The organism is Bdellovibrio sp. CKG001 (genome assembly GCF_055397465.1).
In genome coordinates this window covers 1,565,292-1,584,974 of the sequence record NZ_AP029173.1, presented here as the reverse complement: position 1 = coordinate 1,584,974, position 19,683 = coordinate 1,565,292, and the positions used below count along the sequence as shown (strand labels likewise).

22 protein-coding genes are annotated in these 19,683 nt (G+C 48.9%); 10 read left to right on the top strand and 12 right to left on the bottom strand.

From position 1 onward, the window contains the following. Position 1 precedes the first annotated feature (1 nt). Both ACZ50P_RS07660 and mreB read left to right on the top strand, forming a co-directional pair. A complete protein-coding gene (locus ACZ50P_RS07660) occupies positions 2-616 on the top strand; it encodes a hypothetical protein (RefSeq protein ID WP_464134822.1) in 615 nt (204 codons plus the stop codon). Between the two features lie 2 nt (positions 617-618). Further along, the gene (gene mreB / locus ACZ50P_RS07655; protein WP_464134820.1) at positions 619-1,662 is read left to right on the top strand and encodes a rod shape-determining protein MreB; all 1,044 of its coding nucleotides are present in this window, start codon (positions 619-621) and stop codon (positions 1,660-1,662) included. Here the strand turns inward: mreB and ACZ50P_RS07650 are convergent. Next, the gene (locus ACZ50P_RS07650; protein ID WP_464134818.1) at positions 1,659-2,633 is read right to left on the bottom strand and encodes an aminotransferase class IV; all 975 of its coding nucleotides are present in this window, start codon (positions 2,631-2,633) and stop codon (positions 1,659-1,661) included. The genes mreB and ACZ50P_RS07650 overlap by 4 nt on opposite strands. A 126-nt stretch (positions 2,634-2,759) precedes the next feature. Between ACZ50P_RS07650 and ACZ50P_RS07645 the strand changes: the two genes are divergently transcribed. From ACZ50P_RS07645 to tsaA, 4 genes are read left to right on the top strand one after another with little or no spacing between them, the layout of a single operon-like run. Next, positions 2,760-3,509, top strand: coding sequence for a carbonic anhydrase (locus tag ACZ50P_RS07645; RefSeq protein ID WP_464134815.1), 750 nt, complete (start codon positions 2,760-2,762; stop codon positions 3,507-3,509). Next, positions 3,510-5,576: a methionine--tRNA ligase gene (gene metG / locus ACZ50P_RS07640; RefSeq protein ID WP_464134813.1), complete on the top strand. Its 2,067-nt coding sequence runs from the start codon at positions 3,510-3,512 to the stop codon at positions 5,574-5,576. Continuing rightward, the gene (locus ACZ50P_RS07635) at positions 5,576-6,355 is read left to right on the top strand and encodes an RNA methyltransferase (protein ID WP_464134811.1); all 780 of its coding nucleotides are present in this window, start codon (positions 5,576-5,578) and stop codon (positions 6,353-6,355) included. Before metG ends, ACZ50P_RS07635 begins: the two co-directional genes overlap by 1 nt. Continuing rightward, positions 6,340-7,122: a tRNA (N6-threonylcarbamoyladenosine(37)-N6)-methyltransferase TrmO gene (gene tsaA / locus ACZ50P_RS07630; protein WP_464134808.1), complete on the top strand. Its 783-nt coding sequence runs from the start codon at positions 6,340-6,342 to the stop codon at positions 7,120-7,122. Before ACZ50P_RS07635 ends, tsaA begins: the two co-directional genes overlap by 16 nt. On the opposite strand, the gene crtY is transcribed toward tsaA, so the two are convergent. Next, on the bottom strand, positions 7,119-8,258 hold the full coding sequence (crtY, locus tag ACZ50P_RS07625) for a lycopene beta-cyclase CrtY (RefSeq protein WP_464134806.1): 1,140 nt from the start codon (positions 8,256-8,258) through the stop codon (positions 7,119-7,121). The two genes, tsaA and crtY, sit on opposite strands and share 4 nt — an antisense overlap. A 37-nt stretch (positions 8,259-8,295) precedes the next feature. On the opposite strand from crtY, the gene ACZ50P_RS07620 reads away from it, so the two are divergent. The 3 genes from ACZ50P_RS07620 to ACZ50P_RS07610 are packed head-to-tail and all read left to right on the top strand — an operon-like array spanning position 8,296 to position 10,707. Beyond that, entirely contained in the window at positions 8,296-9,117 is an 822-nt protein-coding gene (locus tag ACZ50P_RS07620) for a sterol desaturase family protein (protein ID WP_464134803.1), read from the top strand. After that, positions 9,114-9,977, top strand: a complete 864-nt coding sequence (locus ACZ50P_RS07615; protein WP_464134802.1) for an ABC transporter ATP-binding protein — start codon at positions 9,114-9,116, stop codon at positions 9,975-9,977. The genes ACZ50P_RS07620 and ACZ50P_RS07615 overlap by 4 nt, the downstream gene beginning before the upstream one ends. Next, positions 9,961-10,707: an ABC transporter permease gene (locus tag ACZ50P_RS07610; RefSeq protein ID WP_464134800.1), complete on the top strand. Its 747-nt coding sequence runs from the start codon at positions 9,961-9,963 to the stop codon at positions 10,705-10,707. Before ACZ50P_RS07615 ends, ACZ50P_RS07610 begins: the two co-directional genes overlap by 17 nt. Here ACZ50P_RS07610 and ACZ50P_RS07605 read toward each other — a convergent pair. The 9 genes from ACZ50P_RS07605 to ACZ50P_RS07565 form a co-directional block, all read right to left on the bottom strand. Further along, positions 10,676-11,257, bottom strand: coding sequence for a hypothetical protein (locus ACZ50P_RS07605; protein ID WP_464134798.1), 582 nt, complete (start codon positions 11,255-11,257; stop codon positions 10,676-10,678). The two genes, ACZ50P_RS07610 and ACZ50P_RS07605, sit on opposite strands and share 32 nt — an antisense overlap. Then, positions 11,254-12,165: a phytoene/squalene synthase family protein gene (locus ACZ50P_RS07600; protein WP_464134796.1), complete on the bottom strand. Its 912-nt coding sequence runs from the start codon at positions 12,163-12,165 to the stop codon at positions 11,254-11,256. The genes ACZ50P_RS07605 and ACZ50P_RS07600 overlap by 4 nt, the downstream gene beginning before the upstream one ends. Then, positions 12,165-13,652 (bottom strand): phytoene desaturase, encoded by a 1,488-nt coding sequence (locus ACZ50P_RS07595; RefSeq protein ID WP_464134793.1) that lies wholly within the window; start codon positions 13,650-13,652, stop codon positions 12,165-12,167. Before ACZ50P_RS07595 ends, ACZ50P_RS07600 begins: the two co-directional genes overlap by 1 nt. Next, positions 13,639-14,631, bottom strand: a complete 993-nt coding sequence (locus ACZ50P_RS07590) for a polyprenyl synthetase family protein (protein WP_464134790.1) — start codon at positions 14,629-14,631, stop codon at positions 13,639-13,641. Before ACZ50P_RS07590 ends, ACZ50P_RS07595 begins: the two co-directional genes overlap by 14 nt. A gap of 113 nt (positions 14,632-14,744) precedes the next feature. Continuing rightward, a complete protein-coding gene (locus ACZ50P_RS07585; protein ID WP_464134789.1) occupies positions 14,745-15,656 on the bottom strand; it encodes a LysR substrate-binding domain-containing protein in 912 nt (303 codons plus the stop codon). Positions 15,657-15,660: 4 nt separating this feature from the next. After that, positions 15,661-16,227 carry a lipocalin family protein gene (locus ACZ50P_RS07580; protein WP_464134786.1) on the bottom strand — a complete coding sequence of 189 codons (567 nt, stop codon included), beginning with the start codon at positions 16,225-16,227 and terminating at the stop codon, positions 15,661-15,663. Between the two features lie 133 nt (positions 16,228-16,360). Continuing rightward, positions 16,361-17,617 carry an MFS transporter gene (locus ACZ50P_RS07575; RefSeq protein ID WP_464134785.1) on the bottom strand — a complete coding sequence of 419 codons (1,257 nt, stop codon included), beginning with the start codon at positions 17,615-17,617 and terminating at the stop codon, positions 16,361-16,363. Between the two features lie 8 nt (positions 17,618-17,625). After that, on the bottom strand, positions 17,626-18,003 hold the full coding sequence (locus tag ACZ50P_RS07570) for a cysteine rich repeat-containing protein (protein ID WP_464134782.1): 378 nt from the start codon (positions 18,001-18,003) through the stop codon (positions 17,626-17,628). A gap of 100 nt (positions 18,004-18,103) precedes the next feature. Next, positions 18,104-18,700 carry an exopolysaccharide biosynthesis protein gene (locus ACZ50P_RS07565; protein WP_464120858.1) on the bottom strand — a complete coding sequence of 199 codons (597 nt, stop codon included), beginning with the start codon at positions 18,698-18,700 and terminating at the stop codon, positions 18,104-18,106. A gap of 53 nt (positions 18,701-18,753) precedes the next feature. On the opposite strand from ACZ50P_RS07565, the gene ACZ50P_RS07560 reads away from it, so the two are divergent. Beyond that, the gene (locus ACZ50P_RS07560) at positions 18,754-19,026 is read left to right on the top strand and encodes a TMEM165/GDT1 family protein (protein ID WP_262552360.1); all 273 of its coding nucleotides are present in this window, start codon (positions 18,754-18,756) and stop codon (positions 19,024-19,026) included. Here the strand turns inward: ACZ50P_RS07560 and ACZ50P_RS07555 are convergent. Next, on the bottom strand, positions 19,023-19,553 hold the full coding sequence (locus tag ACZ50P_RS07555) for a hypothetical protein (RefSeq protein ID WP_464134780.1): 531 nt from the start codon (positions 19,551-19,553) through the stop codon (positions 19,023-19,025). The two genes, ACZ50P_RS07560 and ACZ50P_RS07555, sit on opposite strands and share 4 nt — an antisense overlap. Positions 19,554-19,683: the final 130 nt, after the last annotated feature.

Sequence of the window (19,683 nt, the reverse complement as noted above, 5' to 3'; positions counted from 1 at the left end):
CATGAAATTTGCTAAATACTTCGTTTTTGCTCTGTTTTTATCTTCGCAAGCGCAGGCGTACTTGAGCATTGCTGAATCCGCGGAGGTTCTGGCTCCGGGCAAGTACCAACTGGGTGCTGAACCTCAAATCCTGACCAACAAGGGCGGTGGAGCAAACTTCAACGTCTTCCTGGACACCTCTATCAACGAATCCACCAGTGCCCGAATCAGCATGGGGGCTGGCGCCGTGGACTTTAACGCCTTTGCCAGCCTGAAGTGGATTCCGATTCCTGACGTCGACAATCAACCGGCCATGGGCTTTCGCGTAGGTGCGGGCCTGGCTCGCGATGAAGACGAAAATCTTCTGCAACTGCAAGTCGCACCTTTGGTTTCCAAACGCGTGGACACGGATTACGGCCTGACTGTGCCTTATGTAGCAGTCCCCTTCACGTTCCTGAACACCAAAGAAGAAAACATCGTTGCCAGCAATATCGCCATCGGAACTGAGTTCCATTATGTCGACTGGAATGAAGTCAACCTGGGCGCTGAATTGGGTGTGGACTTGAATAAGTCTTATTCCTATATTTCTGTGTTCGTCACCTTCCCATTTGAAAGTCACAAAGGATTCGGTAAGTAAATATGTTGTCATGGTTCTTTAAGGACGATACCGGTACCGCTGCAGATCTTTATGTAGATCTGGGAACAGCCAATACATTGATTGCAGCGCGTGGAAAAGGGATCATCCTGAATGAGCCCTCACTGATTGCATATCAACAGACGAGCCCGGGCAAAAAACGCGTGATTGCTGTGGGATCTGACGCCAAAGAAAAGTTGGCGAACAACCCCGGCAACATCTTTGCACAGAAACCGATTCGCGACGGAGTCATCGCTGACTTTGAAACTTCCGAAGTTATGCTGAAGCACTTCCTCAGCCAACCGGGTGTGAAAAGCGCCTTTTCCCGCCCGCGCGTGGTGGTGTCCCTGCCTTATGGTGTGACCGAAGTGGAAAAACGCGCCGTCATTGATTCCTGCAAAGCTGCTGGCGCCAAAGAAGTCTTCCTGATTGACGAGCCTATGGCCGCCGCGATCGGCTCAGGACTGAACGTCAAATCCGCCGAAGGCAATATGATCATCGATATTGGCGGAGGAACTACAGAAGTGGCCGTGATTGCTTTGGCAGATATCGTCTATTGCGAAGCTGTTCGCGTGGGCGGTCACCGTTTGGATGATGCGATCATTGACTACTTTAAAAAATACAAAAAACTCAACATCTCTGAGTCTACAGCCGAATACCTGAAGATCACCATCGGCACCGCCGTTCCTAAAAAAGACATCCGCAGCGTGACCATCACGGGCCGTGATGCCGACACAGGCATGAACCGAACCATGGAAGTCAGCTCTGAAGACGTGGGCCTGGCAATGAACGGTTGCATTCAGGAGGTTATCAACGCCATTCACAAGGCTTTGGAACACACTCCCCCAGAGCTGGTGTCAGATATCATCGAAAGAGGCATCACCCTGGCTGGTGGGGGCGCTTTGATTCGTGACTTTGATCTGCGCATCCAAAATGAAGTTCGCTTGCAGGTTCGCGTGGCGGAAAATCCGCTGACAGCAATTGCCAAGGGCGGCGAAGCAGTCCTGAGTGATCCAGAACTGCTGGATAAAATTCAACTGGAAGTTTAATAATTCACAGGGGTCGTTTTCGGCCCCTTTTTCATGTCTTCACGCAACAACTGCAAAAGACGGAAGGCCGCAGGCCCCTGCTGACCTGAGCCGATTTTCTGACCTTCATATTCAACCACCGGAAGAACATCCAAAGTCGTACCGATCATCATCGCCTCGGCGGCGGACAGAAGATCCTGCTCACTCAGATCCTTTTCCTGAATCGAATTAAGCACCCCTTCACCCACAAGGCTTTCCGCCAGTTCAAACGTGCGCATCATCGTTGTGCCTTTTAAAATCTGACGAAGCTTCGGACGAAGCAGATTTTTATCTTTATCAATCAGCACAATGTTTTCCGTGCTGCCTTCCGTGATGAAGCCCTGCCCGTCAACACCAATGGTGAAGTCAATCTTGCGATCCACACTTTCTTTTTTCATCAGAACATTGGGGAGATAGTTACAAGTCTTGATTCTAGCCATCCAAGGGTCTTTCGGGGCGATATGACTGCGCCCCACTTTTACACCCTTCAGATACTTTTCATCAGAAAATGGAGTGAAAGAAGTCACAATCAGATACATTTGCGAACTGATCGAATCATACGGGTTTGTGGTAAAATAACCCGGACCTCGGGAGATATAGAGCCTTAGCACCGCAAAGCGCGCGCCGGAAACTTTTGTGGTCTGCAAAATAATTTCCTTCATCTCGGGCAAAGAATGCGGCAGGGACAGACCAATCTGACCCGCCGAGGACTCAAGGCGCTCCAGATGTTCCTGCAGAAGGAAAACCTGCCCATCAACGACCTTGATTGCTTCAAAAACCCCATCCCCGCGATGAACCAGATGATCGTCCACCGGGACCATCATCAATCCAGGATCTTTCACAATCCCACCCAGCCAAGAACTGTACATCGCAAGATACGTGCCCTGCGCAGCATACTGGCGCTGCAAAAGATGTTTTTGAACTTCAGAGGGAGAAAGTACCGGCAATGTCATAAGATCCTCGCTTTCGAGATGATTTTCCCATTCTAGTTTCTTGGCGACGACGACGGTAGTTTTTTTGTTTTTAATTTGACCTAACTCAAGGGAGGTCCTGACAATAAGATCTTACGGAGGACTTCAATGCAAAACCATCTTCTAATTCCCCTTTTGGTTCTGAACCTGACAGCATGTGCGTCGTTCACTCGCGACCGCGCTCCGAATCAAGAAACCAAAGTTTACCTGAAAGATGCCCAAGGCAATGTGAAAGAGGCCCCTTCCCAGGCAACCAGCACCGGAGGCGCAAAAGAAATGACGCCAGTTCAGGTTGGTGACGATGCCGAAGCACAAGCCCATGCATCCGAAGTGAAAGAGGCTGTTGCCGCTGCTGCTCAACATATTCACGAAACCCATGGAAAGACACCTCGCGAGGCGGGTCCGGTTCCGGCTGAAAAATCCCTGGGTTGGCTGAAGAACGGAAACACTCGCTTTGTAAAAGGAATGTTCCGTAACGATGGCGCCTCGGCCAAAGACCGCCGTCGCGTTGCCACTTTGCAGCGACCTCACGCTGCAATCTTTACCTGCAGTGATTCTCGAGTGTCCCCCGAAATCATTTTCGACCAGAAATTAGGGGAAATTTACGTGATTCGCACGGGCGAGCTGATCTTGGATAAAAACGTCCAGGAAAGCCTTGAGTATTCTGTAGGCACACTGGGCACCAATCTGGTGGTTTTGATGGGTTCAGACTCTTGCGGCGACATGGTGGTGGCCGAGGGCTTGAACAATGATCTGCTAGAACGCTCTGCAATCCTGCGTGACGCTGTGGCCTCGGGTGAGGTAAAGATTGTGAAGGCTGTCTATAGCCTTGAAGCTGGAAATGTGGAGTTTCGATAAATGAACGACAAACGTAAGATTCTGATCACCTGTGCTCTTCCCTACGCGAACGGATACATCCATCTGGGTCACCTGGTGGAATATCTTCAGGCCGACTTCTGGGCCCGTTTTCAGAACATGAGAGGTCATGAGTGTGTGTTCATCTGCGCCGATGACACCCACGGAACCCCGATCATGGTTAAAGCCCGCGAAATGAAGATCACTCCTGAAGCTTTGATCGCTCAGAGCTACAAAGAGCACACTCAGGATTTTGCGGACTTCCAGGTTCAGTTCTCACACTTCGGCTCCACGAATTCTGAAGAAAACCGCCTTCTTTGCGAGTATTTCTACAAAAAAATGCAGGAAGGCAACCACACCCGCACGCAGCTGATTCAGCAGCTGTACTGCAATCACGACAAGATGTTCCTGCCAGATCGCTTTGTGAAGGGCACTTGCCCTAAATGTGGCGCCAAAGAGCAGTATGGAGATTCCTGTGATGTGTGTGGATCGACTTACTCTCCAAGCGACATGAAGGAAGTGCATTGCTCCATGTGCGGCAATGCTCCGGTGCTTAAAGACTCTGAAAGCATTTTCTTTAAGCTGAACGACTTTAAAGCTTACCTTGAAGAATGGATCCCAAAACACTGCTCTAGCGAGATCTCTAAAAAGATGCTGGAGTGGTTCAATGAAGACCTGAAGGATTTGGATATTTCACGTGATGAGCCATACTTCGGCTTTGCGATTCCGGGCACGAACAACAAGAAGTTCTTCTATGTGTGGGTGGATGCTCCGATGGGATACATGTCCACAACCGAGCAATGGGCGAAAAATCAAGGCAAGACCCTGAAAGACATCTGGCAGGACCCGAGTCGTGAGATCTATCACTTCATCGGCAAGGACATTGCCCGCTTCCACACCATCTTCTGGCCGGCCTTCTTGAAAGCTGCGGAATTCCGTTCACCGAATCAGGTCTTTGTGCATGGTCACTTGATGGTCAATGGCGAAAAGATGTCCAAGTCCAAAGGAACATTTATTGCCGCAAGAACATACCTGAATCATCTGAACCCGGAATATCTGCGATATTACTATTCCACAAAACTGAACAGCTCTGTGGATGATATCGATTTGAATCTGGAAGACTTCACGGGCCGCGTGAATTCCGAGCTTGTGGGTAAAATCACGAATCTGGGATCCCGTGGTGGCCAGATGCTGAAAAAGAAAATGGACGGTGTGATGAGTGAGCCGGACGTTGAAGGCAAAAAGCTGATCGAGCATGCGCAAAAAACGGCGGAAAGAATTGCGGCCCATTATGAAGCCCGTGATTTCGCCAAAGCGCTGACTGAGATCCGCGGTTTGGCGGATGATGCCAATAAGTACTTCGACGAAAAGGCTCCGTGGAAAACCATCGATACCGATCCGGCAGGAACCAAACAGGTCATCACAACGACTTTGAATATGTTCCGTCTGCTTGCGATTTATCTGAAGCCGGTTCTGCCATACTACAGCGACAAAGTGGCAAAACTTTTAAATGAATCCTCTTACCAGTGGTCTGACCTAAATAAAGTTCTGACCAACTGCCCGATCAATGACTACGAACACTTGGCAACTCGAATTGAGGCCGACAAAGTCAAAGCCATGATTGAAGAAGGCAAGAAGATCAACGAAGAGCTTCAAGCTGCAAAAAAAGCCGCCTCGACAGCGGCTCCGAAAGCAGCTGCCCCGGCGGCATCTGCGGCGACGGGAGCTGAAGGTCGCCCGGCAGAAATCGAATTTGCTGATTTCGACAAAGTCGATCTGCGCATTGGCCAGGTGATCGAAGCGGAAGAGATCAAAGAAGCCGACAAGCTTCTTAGACTTAAAGTGGATATCGGCGAAGGTCAGATTCGCCAGATTATTTCCGGCATCAAAGCTGCTTACAAACCAGAACAACTGGTGGGGCGCAAAGTTTTGGTGTGCGTAAACTTGAAACCTCGTAAAATGAAGTTTGGCATGTCTGAAGGCATGATCCTGGCGGCGGGAACTGGTGGCAGCGACTTATTCGTTCTGTCAGCAGATGATGGCGCACAGGTTGGCCAGAGAGTGAAATAATGAGCCTTTCAGCTCAGGCTAAAAAATCCCTCGAAGAGATTCATCAGCTTTTTCTGAAGCTGGAAAAATCCTCGGGGGATTTTTCTTTTGCGGAAGCCCCACTGAAAGATCTTAAAAACAAGATCGCAAACCTTGCCAGCTCTGACAATCCGGCTGTGAGCCGACTGGCGTCTTTGGAAAAACATCTGGTTGGCGGTATGACACTAAAACACTTTGTCAGCTACGCCATTCCCTTTGAACGACTGTTGCACAAAAACCTGCAGGACGATGAGTTTCTGGTTATTGAAAATGACAAGACCGACACAGCTCAGGAAAAGATCCCCTTGGTGTTTGTACTGGACAATATCCGCTCGGCCTTCAATGTGGGCTCTGTTTTCAGAACTGCTGAATGCCTGGGGGCTGAAAAGATTTATCTTTGTGGTTACACCCCCCTTCCCACACAGTGGAAGGTGGAAAAGACCGCCATGGGAACGCAGGAATATCTTGCCTGGGAAGAGGCCCCAAAGCTTTTGGAATGCCTGGAGGAGCTTAAAGATCAAGGCTATCGCATTGTTGCGCTGGAAACCGCTGCCAGTGCCACCGACCTTTATGAAAAGTTTGATCCTGAACCCACAGCTTTTGTGCTGGGCAATGAAAGATTCGGCCTTGATCCTGAGGTTTTAAAAGTCATTGACGAGATTCGCATCATTCCCTTGCGCGGACGAAAGAATTCTTTAAATGTAGGTGTCACTGCCGCAGTGGCGGGATTTGAATGGATGCGACAATGGCGCCAAAAGTAGAACTTTCACCGATTGGTTATTTCCGCAGCCCGCAGGTTCGTCCCTATGAAGCCGGCAGACAGCCCGACGAATTTCATTCTTCAGGCTATATCGAACTGCAAATTGGGAAAAACTTTGAACAGGCCCTGACCGGACTTGAGGGTTGCGAGCGGATTTGGGTGATTTTTCTTTTTCATCACAATGATCACTGGAACCCCATGGTGCTGCCTCCGCGGGGCAGTCAAAAGAAACTGGGTGTGTTTGCGACTCGTTCGCCCTATCGCCCCAATCCCGTGGGTATGAGCTGCGTGAAGGTTCGATCAATTGAAAAGCTTAAAATTCATGTCGAAGGTGCGGATCTTCTTGATGGCAGTCCCATCTTAGATATTAAACCCTATGTCGCCTACGCCGATTCGTTCCCGGAAGTTGAGCCCGCATGGCTTAAGGATGCTGAAAAGTTCACTATTGAATTTTCACCTCCAGCGCAGAAACAGCTGGATTGGCTGGAGCTTCATCAGTTGCAACAGCTGCGCGGCTTCTTGCAACACCAACTGGAGTTTGAACCGGACAATGCGCGCAAAAAACGCGTCAAACCAAATGCAAACGGCTTCGTGATTGCCTATCGCACATGGCGCGCGCAGTTTGAAATTCAGGACCAACTTGTGCGAGTGATCAGAATATTCTCTGGTTATTCCGAAGAGGATTTAAACAGCCCGGAAGACACCTACGGCGACAAGGATTTGCATCGTCGCTTCCAGATGGCTTTCCCTGATATATCCCAGACTTAAAAAAGACTTTTAACCGCACGCCAAACAGAAACAGGTGGCTTGCCACACAGAATGCGCAACTTATCAAACAAACTGAGTCGCCCCTGATAGAAGCGTTCAATCAATCCCTCTGAAAGCTGATAGAATCGCTCAAGGATCACGTATCTTTTTTCAGGGACCGCGGCCAGGAACATCATGCGGTTCAGAGTTCTTAAGTAACGAGCTTGCCGCTTAAATCCTTTTTGTACGTCTGTCAGCACCACATCCCACGTATCCAAAGAGCTTGTCGCCAAAGCGTGAACACATGTCACCGTCTGCGGGAATGTATAACCAGTGACGGGCTGATAGATTCCTGACGATGCCCCTAGTCTGAGCGGCTCTTGAGCGTTTACGGACATCACGGGTGAAGGATATAGATCCAGCGGCAGACAGCCCACTTCCTGTCGAATCACTGTCTCGACAGTCCACCCCTTTTGACTGATGTATTGCAGAATTCCCGCTTGGATCGTTTCCACATCCAAGTTGGGTGTGTTGGAATAATAGGTGTCTTCAACAAGCAGTTCTTTCTCATTCCACGGCAGAATATAGACGAAGCGATAACCATCTGCTTGCGGCACCAGGACGTCTTTCAATATCACGTGTTGAAGTCCGTGTGGTCTAGAAAGTTTCACATCCAGCCCCACGAATTTTTGATAGCCGCGTTTTACTTCCGAAGAGGTCCCCCATCCGCGGGCGTCGATCACTTTTTTGCTACGAAAAATTCTGCCATCAGACAACGTGACACAATCACGATGAACTTCAGCCACTGGGGTCTGCAGAAGAATATGATCTGCATGATGACCCAGCAGAGACTGGTGAAAATCCTGGGCCTTGATCGAACAATAGGTGCTTTCGATCTTTCTTCGGTATTTGGGGAAAAGAACTTCATAAGAAGGCCAGGTCTTTGAGATAAGTGGCTGCAACCAACGAGCCCCTTGCGGGATATCAGATCCATGAAAGCTCCAGGTGTGATTGCCACCTAACTGGTGCCCACGCTCCAGAAGCAAGACTTTTAAGGTGGGTTGCTCTGTGCGCAAAGCCTGCAACAGCAGGCCTCCGGCCAAGCCGCCACCAACGATCAGGCAATCCCAAATATTATCTTCTGCAGCTATAAACATGTTTTACAAATATCGCGCTTTAAGATAGCAATCAATTATGAACCACTTCGAGAAGTATGAATCCTATATTCCCTTCGACCTTTTGGAGCCACGAAACTTTGTTGTGGCAACGATCATCCTGACTCTGGTGGTTCTGGTTCGTTACTTGGCCTTGACCACCTGCTTCTATATCGCATTTTACAAGAAGAACTGGCCTTGGGCAAAAAGCCGCCAAATCTATCCCACTTTGCCTGATAAGAAAATTCAGCTGTACGAAATCAAATGGTCGGCCATCAGCTCTGTCATCTTCGGTCTGGGTGGCGTGCTGCTGGGGATCTTATGGCAAACCGGCTGGGCACGCTTTTATCTGCCGATGGATCAGTATGGGTGGCCTTATTTCATTGTCAGCGGCTTTTTACTGTCCCTGCTTCATGATTTTTACTTCTATGTGACTCACCGATTGCTGCACATCCCTTGGCTTTATCGTCGGTTTCATGCTGTTCACCATGCTTCTTTGCAGCCATCGCCTTGGGCTTCATTTTCCTTTCATCCGGTTGAGTCCCTGATCGAGGCGCTGCCGTTGCCTTTGATTTTACTGTTCCTTCCATTGCATCCTTTGGTTTTGCTGGTTTATCTGACCGTGATGACCTTGTCGGCAATTGTGAATCACCTGGGCTTTGAAGTTTTACCACGAGGAGCCGCAACCCACCCTGTTGGAAAGTGGCTGATTTCAGGAACGCATCATTCCGCTCATCATCGCTATTATAAATACAACTTCGGGCTGTTTTACACTTTCTGGGATCATTTGCTTAAGACACAACACCCGGCTTATGAAGCTCAGTTTATAAAAAACACTGGCGAACGGAATCAGAACACGTGACACGGCCGCTATTGTCCATTTCAAAATTAAAAAAGAACTATGGCACCAAGGTCGCTCTGCACGATGTGAGCTTTTCCGTGGAGCCTTCGCAGATTGTGGCCCTTTTGGGACCCAATGGTGCCGGGAAAAGCACGACACTTAAGATCCTGCTGGGACTGCGAAGCGCCGATCACGGGAGCATCCAAAAGCCTGACAAATCCCTGATTGGTTATGCCGGACAGGAGATCTCCTTCCCCACCCATTTAAAAACCATTGAGGTTCTTCGTCTGGTGAAGGCCCACTATGAGCGTGGCCCTTCGATCGAGGAATTGACCAATCACTTCCATCTGCAGGCCTTCTTGCATCGCCAGATGGGTGGACTTAGCGGCGGTGAAAAACGAAGAGTCGCCCTGGCCTGTGCCTTACTTGGAGAACCCGAGTTGCTGGTTCTGGACGAACCCACCACAGGTCTTGACGTGGAATCACGCATTCATCTGTGGCAGGAAATTCGCGATTTTGCACAAAAAGGTGGAGCTGTTCTTCTTTCCACACACGATCTTAATGAGGTGGCTCAGGTGGCGCACCGGGTGGTTATCATTGATCATGGCACTGTCTTGTACGATGGGCCGACATCGGAAATCACTCGCAGTCTGAAATTTAAAACGATGAAAATCCGAAGCCCCAAAGCACCTGTTTCACAACTCATCGAAGACTCGACCAGTGAAGGACAAAATCATCAGGTTCTGACCCAGCAGCCCGTTGCATTGCTAAAAGAGCTCTTTGCCGGAAACTTCCCAATGGAGGATCTAGAAGTTTCTTCTGCCACGCTGGAAGAGGCTTTTATTCATCTAAGAAAGAAGCATCATGAAAAGAAATCTTAAGCTGACGCTGCTTCATACCTATTATCAGTTCAAGGAGCTGACCCGCCAGCCGATGTACCTTATTTCAACTTTGGTTTTTCCGGCGATGTTCTTTTGGTTCTTTGGTGTTCCCAACGCACAAAATGAATCCGCCGCTGCGATGCTGACGGGATCTTTTGCCTGCTTTGGTGTTTTGGGGGTCGTGCTGTTTCAGCTTGCCATCGGAATTGCGCAGGAAAAAGGAACGCCCTGGTCCCACTATCTGCACATTCTGCCTTTACCGAAAGTCTTTACATTTTTGCCGAAGGTCTTAAATGCCCTTGTGGTTTCTTTGTTGTCGATTGCAGCTGTCGTTGCCGTGGCGATCCTGACAACACCACTAAACTGGCAAGAACTTCCCTGGGCCAATTTTCTGGCAAGTCTTCTGTTGGGATCTATTCCCTTTGGTCTGCTCGGAGCCTGCCTGGGATATGCCGCCAGTGCCAAATCTGTCGTGCCACTGGCGAATCTTGTGTATCTGCCACTCTCGTTTGCCGGTGGACTTTGGATGCCACCTCAAGCCCTGCCCGATGTTGTTCAGAAAATATCGGCTTACTTGCCGACCCGCTTTCTGGGCGAGATCGTCTGGGCTTCTTTGCTGAAACAGGACGTGCAATCCAAGCACACTTGGGGATTGATGATTTACAGCGTCCTTTTTTTGGCGGCGTCTTTGTATGTTTTTAGAAAAGCCCAAGAGCAAGAGTTTCATTAACTCCCTGATAACCCTCACTGTACCACTGCCACCAGGCCAGGATCATAATCAGATGACCCACGAAGATGAAGAAATGGCTCCACATCTCGACCCGGTCGGAATGTTGGGCCAGGTAGCGATACCAGTGCAGACCTTCATCAATCAAAGAATACACAATACTGAGTGCCACCAAGACCAGTGCTGGAATTCTTAAGAACACCGGGAAGTGATAGGCCATACACAACACTAATACACTGGTGATACCTGCAAAAATGGTGATGTGATGAACCAGAGCCTCCGCTTTCTGCAAAAACTCTTTATAGATCGTGCGATGTCCAATGGTATCAAAGGCAATCGCTGTGGAGAAAATAAAGATCCCCAGTGGGATGTTATAAACATAGGCCGGGAAATTCACTCCATTGAAATGCCCCACTCCGATAAACAGAGTCACCACGGCAAACAGACCGTACATCATTCCGACCCAAAGAATGTAAACAATCCAGTCTTTCAGACTGAACTCGCGAACTCGGCTGGCATAAATCCATGTCTCTTTAACAAAACTGGTACTCACTTAAAACTCCAAACTCTTCGGGGCGGTCGCACAGATTCTGTCGCTTTTACAGCAAACCATACCTGCGGCACAAAATACTTTGCCGTCGCCCCTATCAAAAACAATTTCTTCCAAATACTGACATAAATACGCTCGTTCAACCCTCGATCCGGATCCCGACGTATCAGTTCGCCAATGTGTGAATACACTTTAGCCGCAATCAAAACCGCCCAGCAAGAGCGGAGTGATAAATAACGAAGACCTGAATAGCCGTCCCGATAAAGTTCATCTGCCCGCTGAAGCAAGCGTTCCTGAATCTGCACCAGGGCCTTCCTGTGTTCGGCCTGGAACATCGTCGACTCTGTCATGCCGGCCTGAGCCAGCCAATCCTGCGGCAGATAACACCGACCCAACTTCGCATCATCGTGAATGTCGCGACAAATGTTCGTCAGCTGCATGGCATTTCCCATCGCGATGGCATGTTTGAGTGCCTGATCCGAGCGCACACCCATAATATGGCACATCATCAGTCCAACAACCCCGGCCACGCAGTAACAGTACTCTTCCAGTTCCGCCAAGGTCTGATAGCGACGATTCTGAACGTCCATCTGCATCCCACGAAGCAAATCCATCGGATATTGAACAGGAATCTTTTGACTGACTAGGATCTCACTCAAACCCCGAAACTGAAACGGCATCGGCCCCGCAGTAGGCAACGATTCCGTTAGACGTACAAGTTCCTGAAGCCTTTCGGGGGCCTCTTGCGCTGAGGCCTCGTCGATCTGATCATCACAATAACGACACCAGGAATAAAGTTTCCAAGCCGCCTGTTTTTGCTGCTGGGAAAAGAACAAAGACGCCACCGCAAAGCTTTTGGAGCCTTTTTGAATGGTTCTCTTATGAAGTTCCAGTTCCTGGCCTTGAGTCATCAGATCAGGTCCTCAACAACCAGGCCCGCAGTGGCTTTACCAGAATTCACAACCCCAGGGACGCCTGCGCCCGGATGAGTCCCGGCACCAACAAAGTACAAACCTTGAATTTGAGAGTCCTTATTGTGCTGACGGAAGTAAGCACTTTGGGTCAGCTTCGGTTCTAACGAGAACGCGGAACCATGGTAAGAATTCAACTCGGTTGAGAAATCTTCCGGAGTGAAAATTCTTTGGGTCACGATATTTTCGCGCAAGCCCGGCATGTACTTTTCTTCCATGTATTTCAGGATCTTCTCGGCGTAAACCGGACCTTCTTTTTTCCAGTCGATGTTCATTTTGCCCAAGTGTGCAACCGGAGCCAAAACATAGAAGCACTCATGCCCTTCTGGAGCCAGATTAGGATCCGTCAAGCTTGGCACATGCAGGTACAACGAGAAGTCATCCGGAAGAGTGCCATTGCTGAAGATATCCTCCAGCAAGCCTTTATAGCGCGGACCAAACAACACGTTGTGATGGGCCAGATTCGGATATTTTTTCTTTGTCCCAAAGTAGATCAAGAACAGACTCATGCTGAAATCTTTGTTCTGAAGCTCTTTGGACTTTTTTGCAGCCATGGGCTCTTTGCCCAAAAGATCACGGTAGGTGTGCACGACATCGCCGTTGCTAACCACAGCATCACAATCCCACACGTCCCCTTGGACTGTGCGAACCCCGGTGACTTTTCCTTTGTTGGTCAGAATCTGAGAGATCTCGCTTTGACAGCGGATCTCGCCCCCCATCTCGGTGAAGTATCTGACCAGAGCCTGCACCAAGGCCCCTGTTCCCCCGCGAGGGAAGAACACACCCCAGTTTCTTTCCAGGAAGTGAATCAGCGTGTAAATGGAAGACGTGCTGTAAGGATTCCCCCCAACCAACAAGGAATGGAAAGAGAACGCCTGGCGCAAGTGATCGTCTTTGACGTATTTAGACACCACGGAATACACACTGCGGTACGCCCCCAGACGAAGAAGCTGCGGGGACACCTTCACCATGCTCCACAGGTGCAAAAACGGCGTGGCCACAAGTTTGGTGTAACCCTCGTTAAAGACCTCTTCGGAATACTTCAGAAACTTTTCATACCCCTTGGCATCTGCAGGGGATTTTTTGCGAATCTGTGCATAGAGTTCTTCCGTGTTATTGCTATAATCGAATTTATAGCCATCATCCCACAGCAGACGATAAAACGGAGACACCGGAATCATTTCGACATAGTCGGACATTTTTTTGTTCTTCAACGCAAACAGTTCCTCAAGACACTCCGGCGCCGTGATCACCGTCGGGCCTGCATCGAAGGTAAACCCCTTATCGCGGTACACATAGGCACGGCCACCAGGCATATCCCGCTTTTCAAAAATACGAACTTCAAAGCCTGCGGCTTGAAGACGAATGGCTGCACTCAATCCACCGAATCCACTTCCAATCACTGCAACTTTTTTATTCATAGGCATGGACAATTCTCTCTGTCAGTTTATTTAATAGGTTTAGAGTCTGGATATTTTCTAGATCGCCAAAAGACTTTTTAATTTTTTCTTCAAGATCGCGATGCCTTCTTAGCGCCTCGGAATACGCGCGCTGTCTTAAGTCTGTGCTTTGCACGAAACTTTCCAGCAAGTCCGTCGCCGGCAGACTTTCCAGTGTTTTTTTGAAGTCCTGCATTTCTTCCTTTGTTCCGTGCGAGGCTAAATACAGCCAGATCCACGAGGGACGCCCCAACGTCAGATCTTCCAGGGACTTAAGATCCGTCGAGCCAAACTTCAGATTTCCGACATCATCAAAGCGCTGCAACGAAGAACCCAACTGCGTCCCCAGTTCCAGCAACAGCTGCAGGTCTGCTTCTTTATCACCGATTAAGGCACCCACCTGCAAAGCCAAGGCAACCAAGGCGCCACTTTTCAATGAATGGCTTTTGCACACCACTTCCTGAATCTGTTCAACAGAAAGATCCATCATGTTGGCACCCAGATCCAGCGCCTGCCCCAGATGGGCCTGGTGCATAGCCTCGTGCGCACAGCCGATGATCTTAAGCTTTACACAGTCCTCGACATCCAGAGCATGCAAGGCCTTCAAAGCCTCAAAGTACATCCAATTTCCCAGGTTCAAGGCCGGACCAACCCCGTACAGGCGATGCGCGGTGGGTCCGCCCCGGCGCTCTTTGCTGTCATCCTGGATATCATCAACAATCAACGAGCCCGCATGAATCCACTCTAGAACCCGTGACAACTCGGTCAAAGCTATTTTCTGTTTTGAAGTGGGAGGAGCACCTTTAGAATAAAGAGCACAGCCAATTGAAACCAGTTCGGCCCGGAACTCTTTTTTGGGCCGAGACATAAATTCCCGGGCAGGATCGTGCAAGAAAGTGCTCCAAAAAAACTCAACACTCGATGATGCCGAGCTCAATGGAAGACCTGGAGAGAGAATCAGATTCACTAGAACAACTCCTCAATTAGTTACCCGGGGCCAAACAAATTAACTAAACTAACTCCACTGTGCTGTCATTGAAATATGAATAAATAAGTTTATGTCAAACGACACAATAAACCCTACATCTTTAAAAGAGACTTCAATCGGGCCTGCCAAAGCTTAAACAGGCGCTGGCTGATCTTCTCCGAGCGGACGGAAAGATATATTTTGGCCTCAGCCAAGTCCACTCCTCGAACTTTCAAACTGCGGATCAAACCTGCCTCTTCATACTTTCGGGCGATGATATTGGGAATCAAAGCTACGTTATTAGAATGTTGGATAATCTCAATAGCCGTCAGAGCCGTCTGCATCTCGTGACCCTGAATGCGTTCGCTGCGAGGGATGGGGAAGTTGTCTGCTGCCTGCGCTATCGCCCGTCCGTTCCAGTACGCCGAGCGCGTGAAGGGATACTTTAGAAGCTCGTCCCGCCCCACAGTCCCTTTCAGAGCGTGATTTTTCCCGACATACAGATCCCAGCTCATCGAACCCACTTCCGCCGCACTCCAGGTCTGAGGCCACTTGATTTCTTCCAAGTGAAGGGCCACATCCAACACCCCTTCAGAAGCGGTTTGTCGCAGCTCCTCCGGAGAAAGATCCATAAATCGCAACAGGGTTTTTGAACCGGCTTCGTCTAAACTTTGGATCATGGCTCCAGAGAAAAATACATTCATAAAACCGCGGCCACCCACCGTGTAAGTTTCCGACGGCGCCAGAAACTGCGATTTTCGGGGAATAAGGTCCTCAGACTTTTTCAGAAGTTCCTTGGCCTGAAGGCTCACGTACGAGCCCTCCGGAGTCATGACATAGCCATGGGAAGACGTCTTGATAATTTCAAACTGCAACTGATGCCGGACCGATTGCAAAACCTTGGTCAATCGCGGTGGTTCAACTCCCAACGATCGGGACAGGGACCTTAACGACTTATGATCCGGAAGTTCCGCAAGCAGCAACAAATCGAAGAAAGAAATTTTCGCAAGACGCTTATCCATCATATTTTTATTTTACCAACTCACACAGCGGCTGGCGCTGGCTGATTCCGCCGCTTTGAATCGAGGTTTTAATCAAACAAGTGTCGTAGCCCAGCATTTTTAACTTCTGTTCCAATGCCACATAGACTTCTGCGCCCAACGAAGGTTGACGGGACAGAATCCACGCATACTGACGCGTCGGATCTCCGACAAGTGCATAAGAGTAATCCGGTGCCAGATCCAGGATCCAGTAATCCCCACCAAAGCCAAAGACCCAGCCAATGATCTTCAAAAACGTCACTTTGAGCTTGGCGTTGCTTTCGGTATCGACAACTTTTGCACGCCCCTCTGCCATCGAGCGCCCACCCGATTCAGTGTCACAGGAATTCAAAACCTGAATCATCCCGTCTTCTGCCGCAGAGTATTCTGCCGTGGTATTACCGATACATTGTTTTTGGAAAAACATGGGAATACTTGCAACTTCGTACCATTTCCCTAGGTACTTATTCAGATCTACATAAGGAACCGTCGTCGGTTCCGCCCAGCCCGTCGAAACAAAACCCAGAACAAGAACAGAAAGAATCAGCTTTTTCATAGGAGCTCCTTTATTTCTGAACCTGTTATAGACGGAATTTTACAGTCCGCCCATTATAAATAGAAATACGCCTATTTCCAGAAAGGAAACACTCTTGGATGAGCATGGCAAGATAAAAAATGGCAATGGGGATTTAAGACGCTTTATCGCGGGACAGGCTTCCATCAAGGGGTTCAGCCGCCCCCAAATGACTTCGCACATAGCGGTAAAGTGGATAGAACCCTGCGCCACGAGCAAGGGTTCCCAAGATAAACACGGCGTAATAGCTGGTGACTTTCTCTCCGAAAACCCACAGCACTTTGCCGCCAATATAGGTCCCCAGAATGATCGCCAGAGAATTTAAAAGATTGTAAACCGTCAACATCGGAACTTTTTCTTCCTGCTGAAGGTCTTTAAAGAAAATCAAAGACAGCCCCACTTCCACAAATGCCCAGGCCATTCCACTGATCAATTGCAGAAAGAAGATAAAATAGGGATCGGCACTGATGGCCCACATCGCTGGCAACGGCACGATGGCACCAGCCCCAAAGATCAATAGATTAAACCCCGAAGCATTGTGACGAAGGCGATCAATCAAAGTCAGCGTCAGAATCTTTCCGACAAACAGAACCCCGATCGCGGTCATGTAGGATCCATAGTCCATCTTGACCTGAGCCAGCATATAAGGAGTCACAAAGGGCGACGACACAAATACGGCCGCCTGAAATGGCGCCAGATAAAAGAAGAACCGTCTTTTACTGGAGTTTGCCCAGAACACTTTCCACGAAGCACGAAAACCAATCTTAGGTTCTTTGTTCCAATTCGGATCGAAGTACTGTGATGAAAGAATAAATGACGATAAAAGACGACAACCAAAAGCAAAGACAAAGAGCATCGTAAACACGGACGAGAACGGACCAATCTCCACTTTGTTGTGCAAAGCGACTCCCCCGCCGATAAGTCCCAACAGAATACCGATCTGAGAAACGCGGGCCCTTTTAGCAAAATAGCGACTGCCCTCTTCCACTTGCACCAAGCGGCCCATCCAGTAATTCCAGGCCGGTCCGGCGGCAAACCCAGAGCCCCAATACAAAGAGAGAATCAAAAACAGCATCCAGAAATTCGGAGCTTTGGTCGCAGAGAAGTAAATCAACGGCAGGAAGGTCAAAGCCTGCAACGTCGCCGAAGCCACCACCCAGTTTTTATGTGAACGCATGCGCTGCAGTCCGCGCGGAGTGATCAACTGCAAGAAGGCACCACTGACGATGGGTAAGGTCGACAGAATCCCGGCAAAGATTTCACCCATGCCGATAGATAAAGAATAAGCTGGCAAGTACGTCTCGCCAGCTCCAATCATCAGTGAACATAAGAAGGCATCAAAAAGACTGAGCCTTAAACTTTTCTCGCGCATGAGTGACTTTAATGGCCCCTTCTCATTTTTTTGCCTGCTTCCATCTCGGCTTTGCAGGCTTCAGAGAGTTTGTCTTTATTTTCGTGCATGCACTTCACAATACGCCCCTTGCCCGCTTTCACATCACCACAGAACCTTTCAACATCATCATGACAGGCTTCTTTGACACCTTTCATGTGTGTTTTCATTTTTTCGTGCTGTGCTTTGCACTCGGCAGAAAGTTTGTCTTTATTGTCGCGCATGCATTTCATCACTCGCCCCTCACCGGGTTCGACATTTCCGCACAGAGTTTCACGATCTTTCGCGCAGGCATTGGAAGTGGCTTCTTCTGCGTGTGACATCCATCCAAAACAAAGCATCACTGTAACAACAATCCATTTTCCCATTAAGGACCCCCATTTTCTAAATGGTACCAGCACCGGGAAATCAGAGACAAAGAGCTTGAGGTCCTATGGCCCTTTCTACGAGGTCTGGACCTAAGTGGGATCAGACGAAATGAATCGCCCCCATGGCCAGGGTCGCAAAGAAGCTCGCAACAATTAGACACCACAGGTAGCTAAAAAGGATAAAAACACCGTCTTTTTCCATGTGCCCGATTGCGCACAGGATGATACCAACAGCAGGCACGGTGTTAGAAAAAGGAATTGGCAGGGGTAAAGACAGCAAAACGGCGTTACCGATAAATACGATCAGATTCCCTAGGCGAAACACCCAGAAATCATGCAGCACCGTTAGGCGCTCTTTCACTATGCGGGACACATAGGTCCATATTTTTTCCGCCACCTCAGAAACCCGGATCACCACATCTGCAGAGATCTTCAGATGCTCAAACCTTCTGGGCAGCCACGGGGCCTTCCGGCGAAACAGAAAAATCGCCACTAAAGAAATTAGAATCCCCAAAGGAGTCGAAAGTCCAGGAATGGGAATCGGCTGCATAAACGGCAGACACAGGAAAAGAACCAGCACCGCGTGCCCCTCTTCGCCCAGCAAATCGAAAACTCTTCGCAAAGTGAGGTCGCCTTTAGAGGCTTCTTCCTGCAAAAGATCCATGGCGGAAATAAATCGACTTTTCAAACTTGCCATCCCTCACCTAAGCTCTTATCACTAGGTTTTCATTATTACTTAAAAGGACCCACATGGACTGGAAGATTTTTGCGAGCACCTTTATCACGATATTCTTGGCTGAAATGGGAGACAAGACCCAATTTGCGGCTCTTGCCGCGTCTTCACAAACCAAGTCCACCATGACCGTTATGGTCGCCGTGGTCTTGGCCTTGGGTCTTGCCGGGGCTTTAGGTGTGATTTTTGGGAAGTTCTTGGGAACTATGTTAAGTCCCCAAATTATGAAATATGTCTCTGGAAGTTTGTTTATTCTAGTCGGGATCTGGGTTTTGGCAGCAAAAGCCTAGTACCCACAATATTGGACTCGATCCGTATCGAGTCCAACATCTGATTTTGAAATTCTAAATCGCACCGTCTTACCAATCAGCTCTGGCGAGTTCACACTTTGTTTGAAGTTCACTTCCAGATATTTGCGACCATTTTCCTCAATAACTTTCCCATCTCCCAAGCCCTGCAAACTGACAGCCCCGGTCGTAGGCTCCAGAGTCACTTTAGAGTGAATTCTTTTATCAAATGTCACACCCGACCAATCAAACTCCCTGTAGCGGATATCAAAACTTAGATCCTGATGCAGATAGAGCTCCTGCTGTCCTATCAAAACCGCTGAAGGATCTGTCCAAAGCTTAATGCCCGCTGATTGCAGACGAATAAACTCCAGATCCCCTTGAGAACAGTCACCCGTGGTTTGATAAAACATGTCGTGTGGGATGGTTTTAAGTTCCTGTGCGGGGCCAATGTAACTGCCAATGCCACCGCAGGATGAAAGTGCAAAAACAAATAAACTTCCGGAAAGTACAGGGATGAGTTTGTGCATATAAACACGTTATAAAACTCATCTGAGTCTCTGTCACATTAATGAGGCAAGAATAGCCCCAAGTCCTGTTAGGCAAAAGAAAACCCCACAGTTTTTGGCTGTGGGGTTTTAATATTTATTCAGAGGTAAG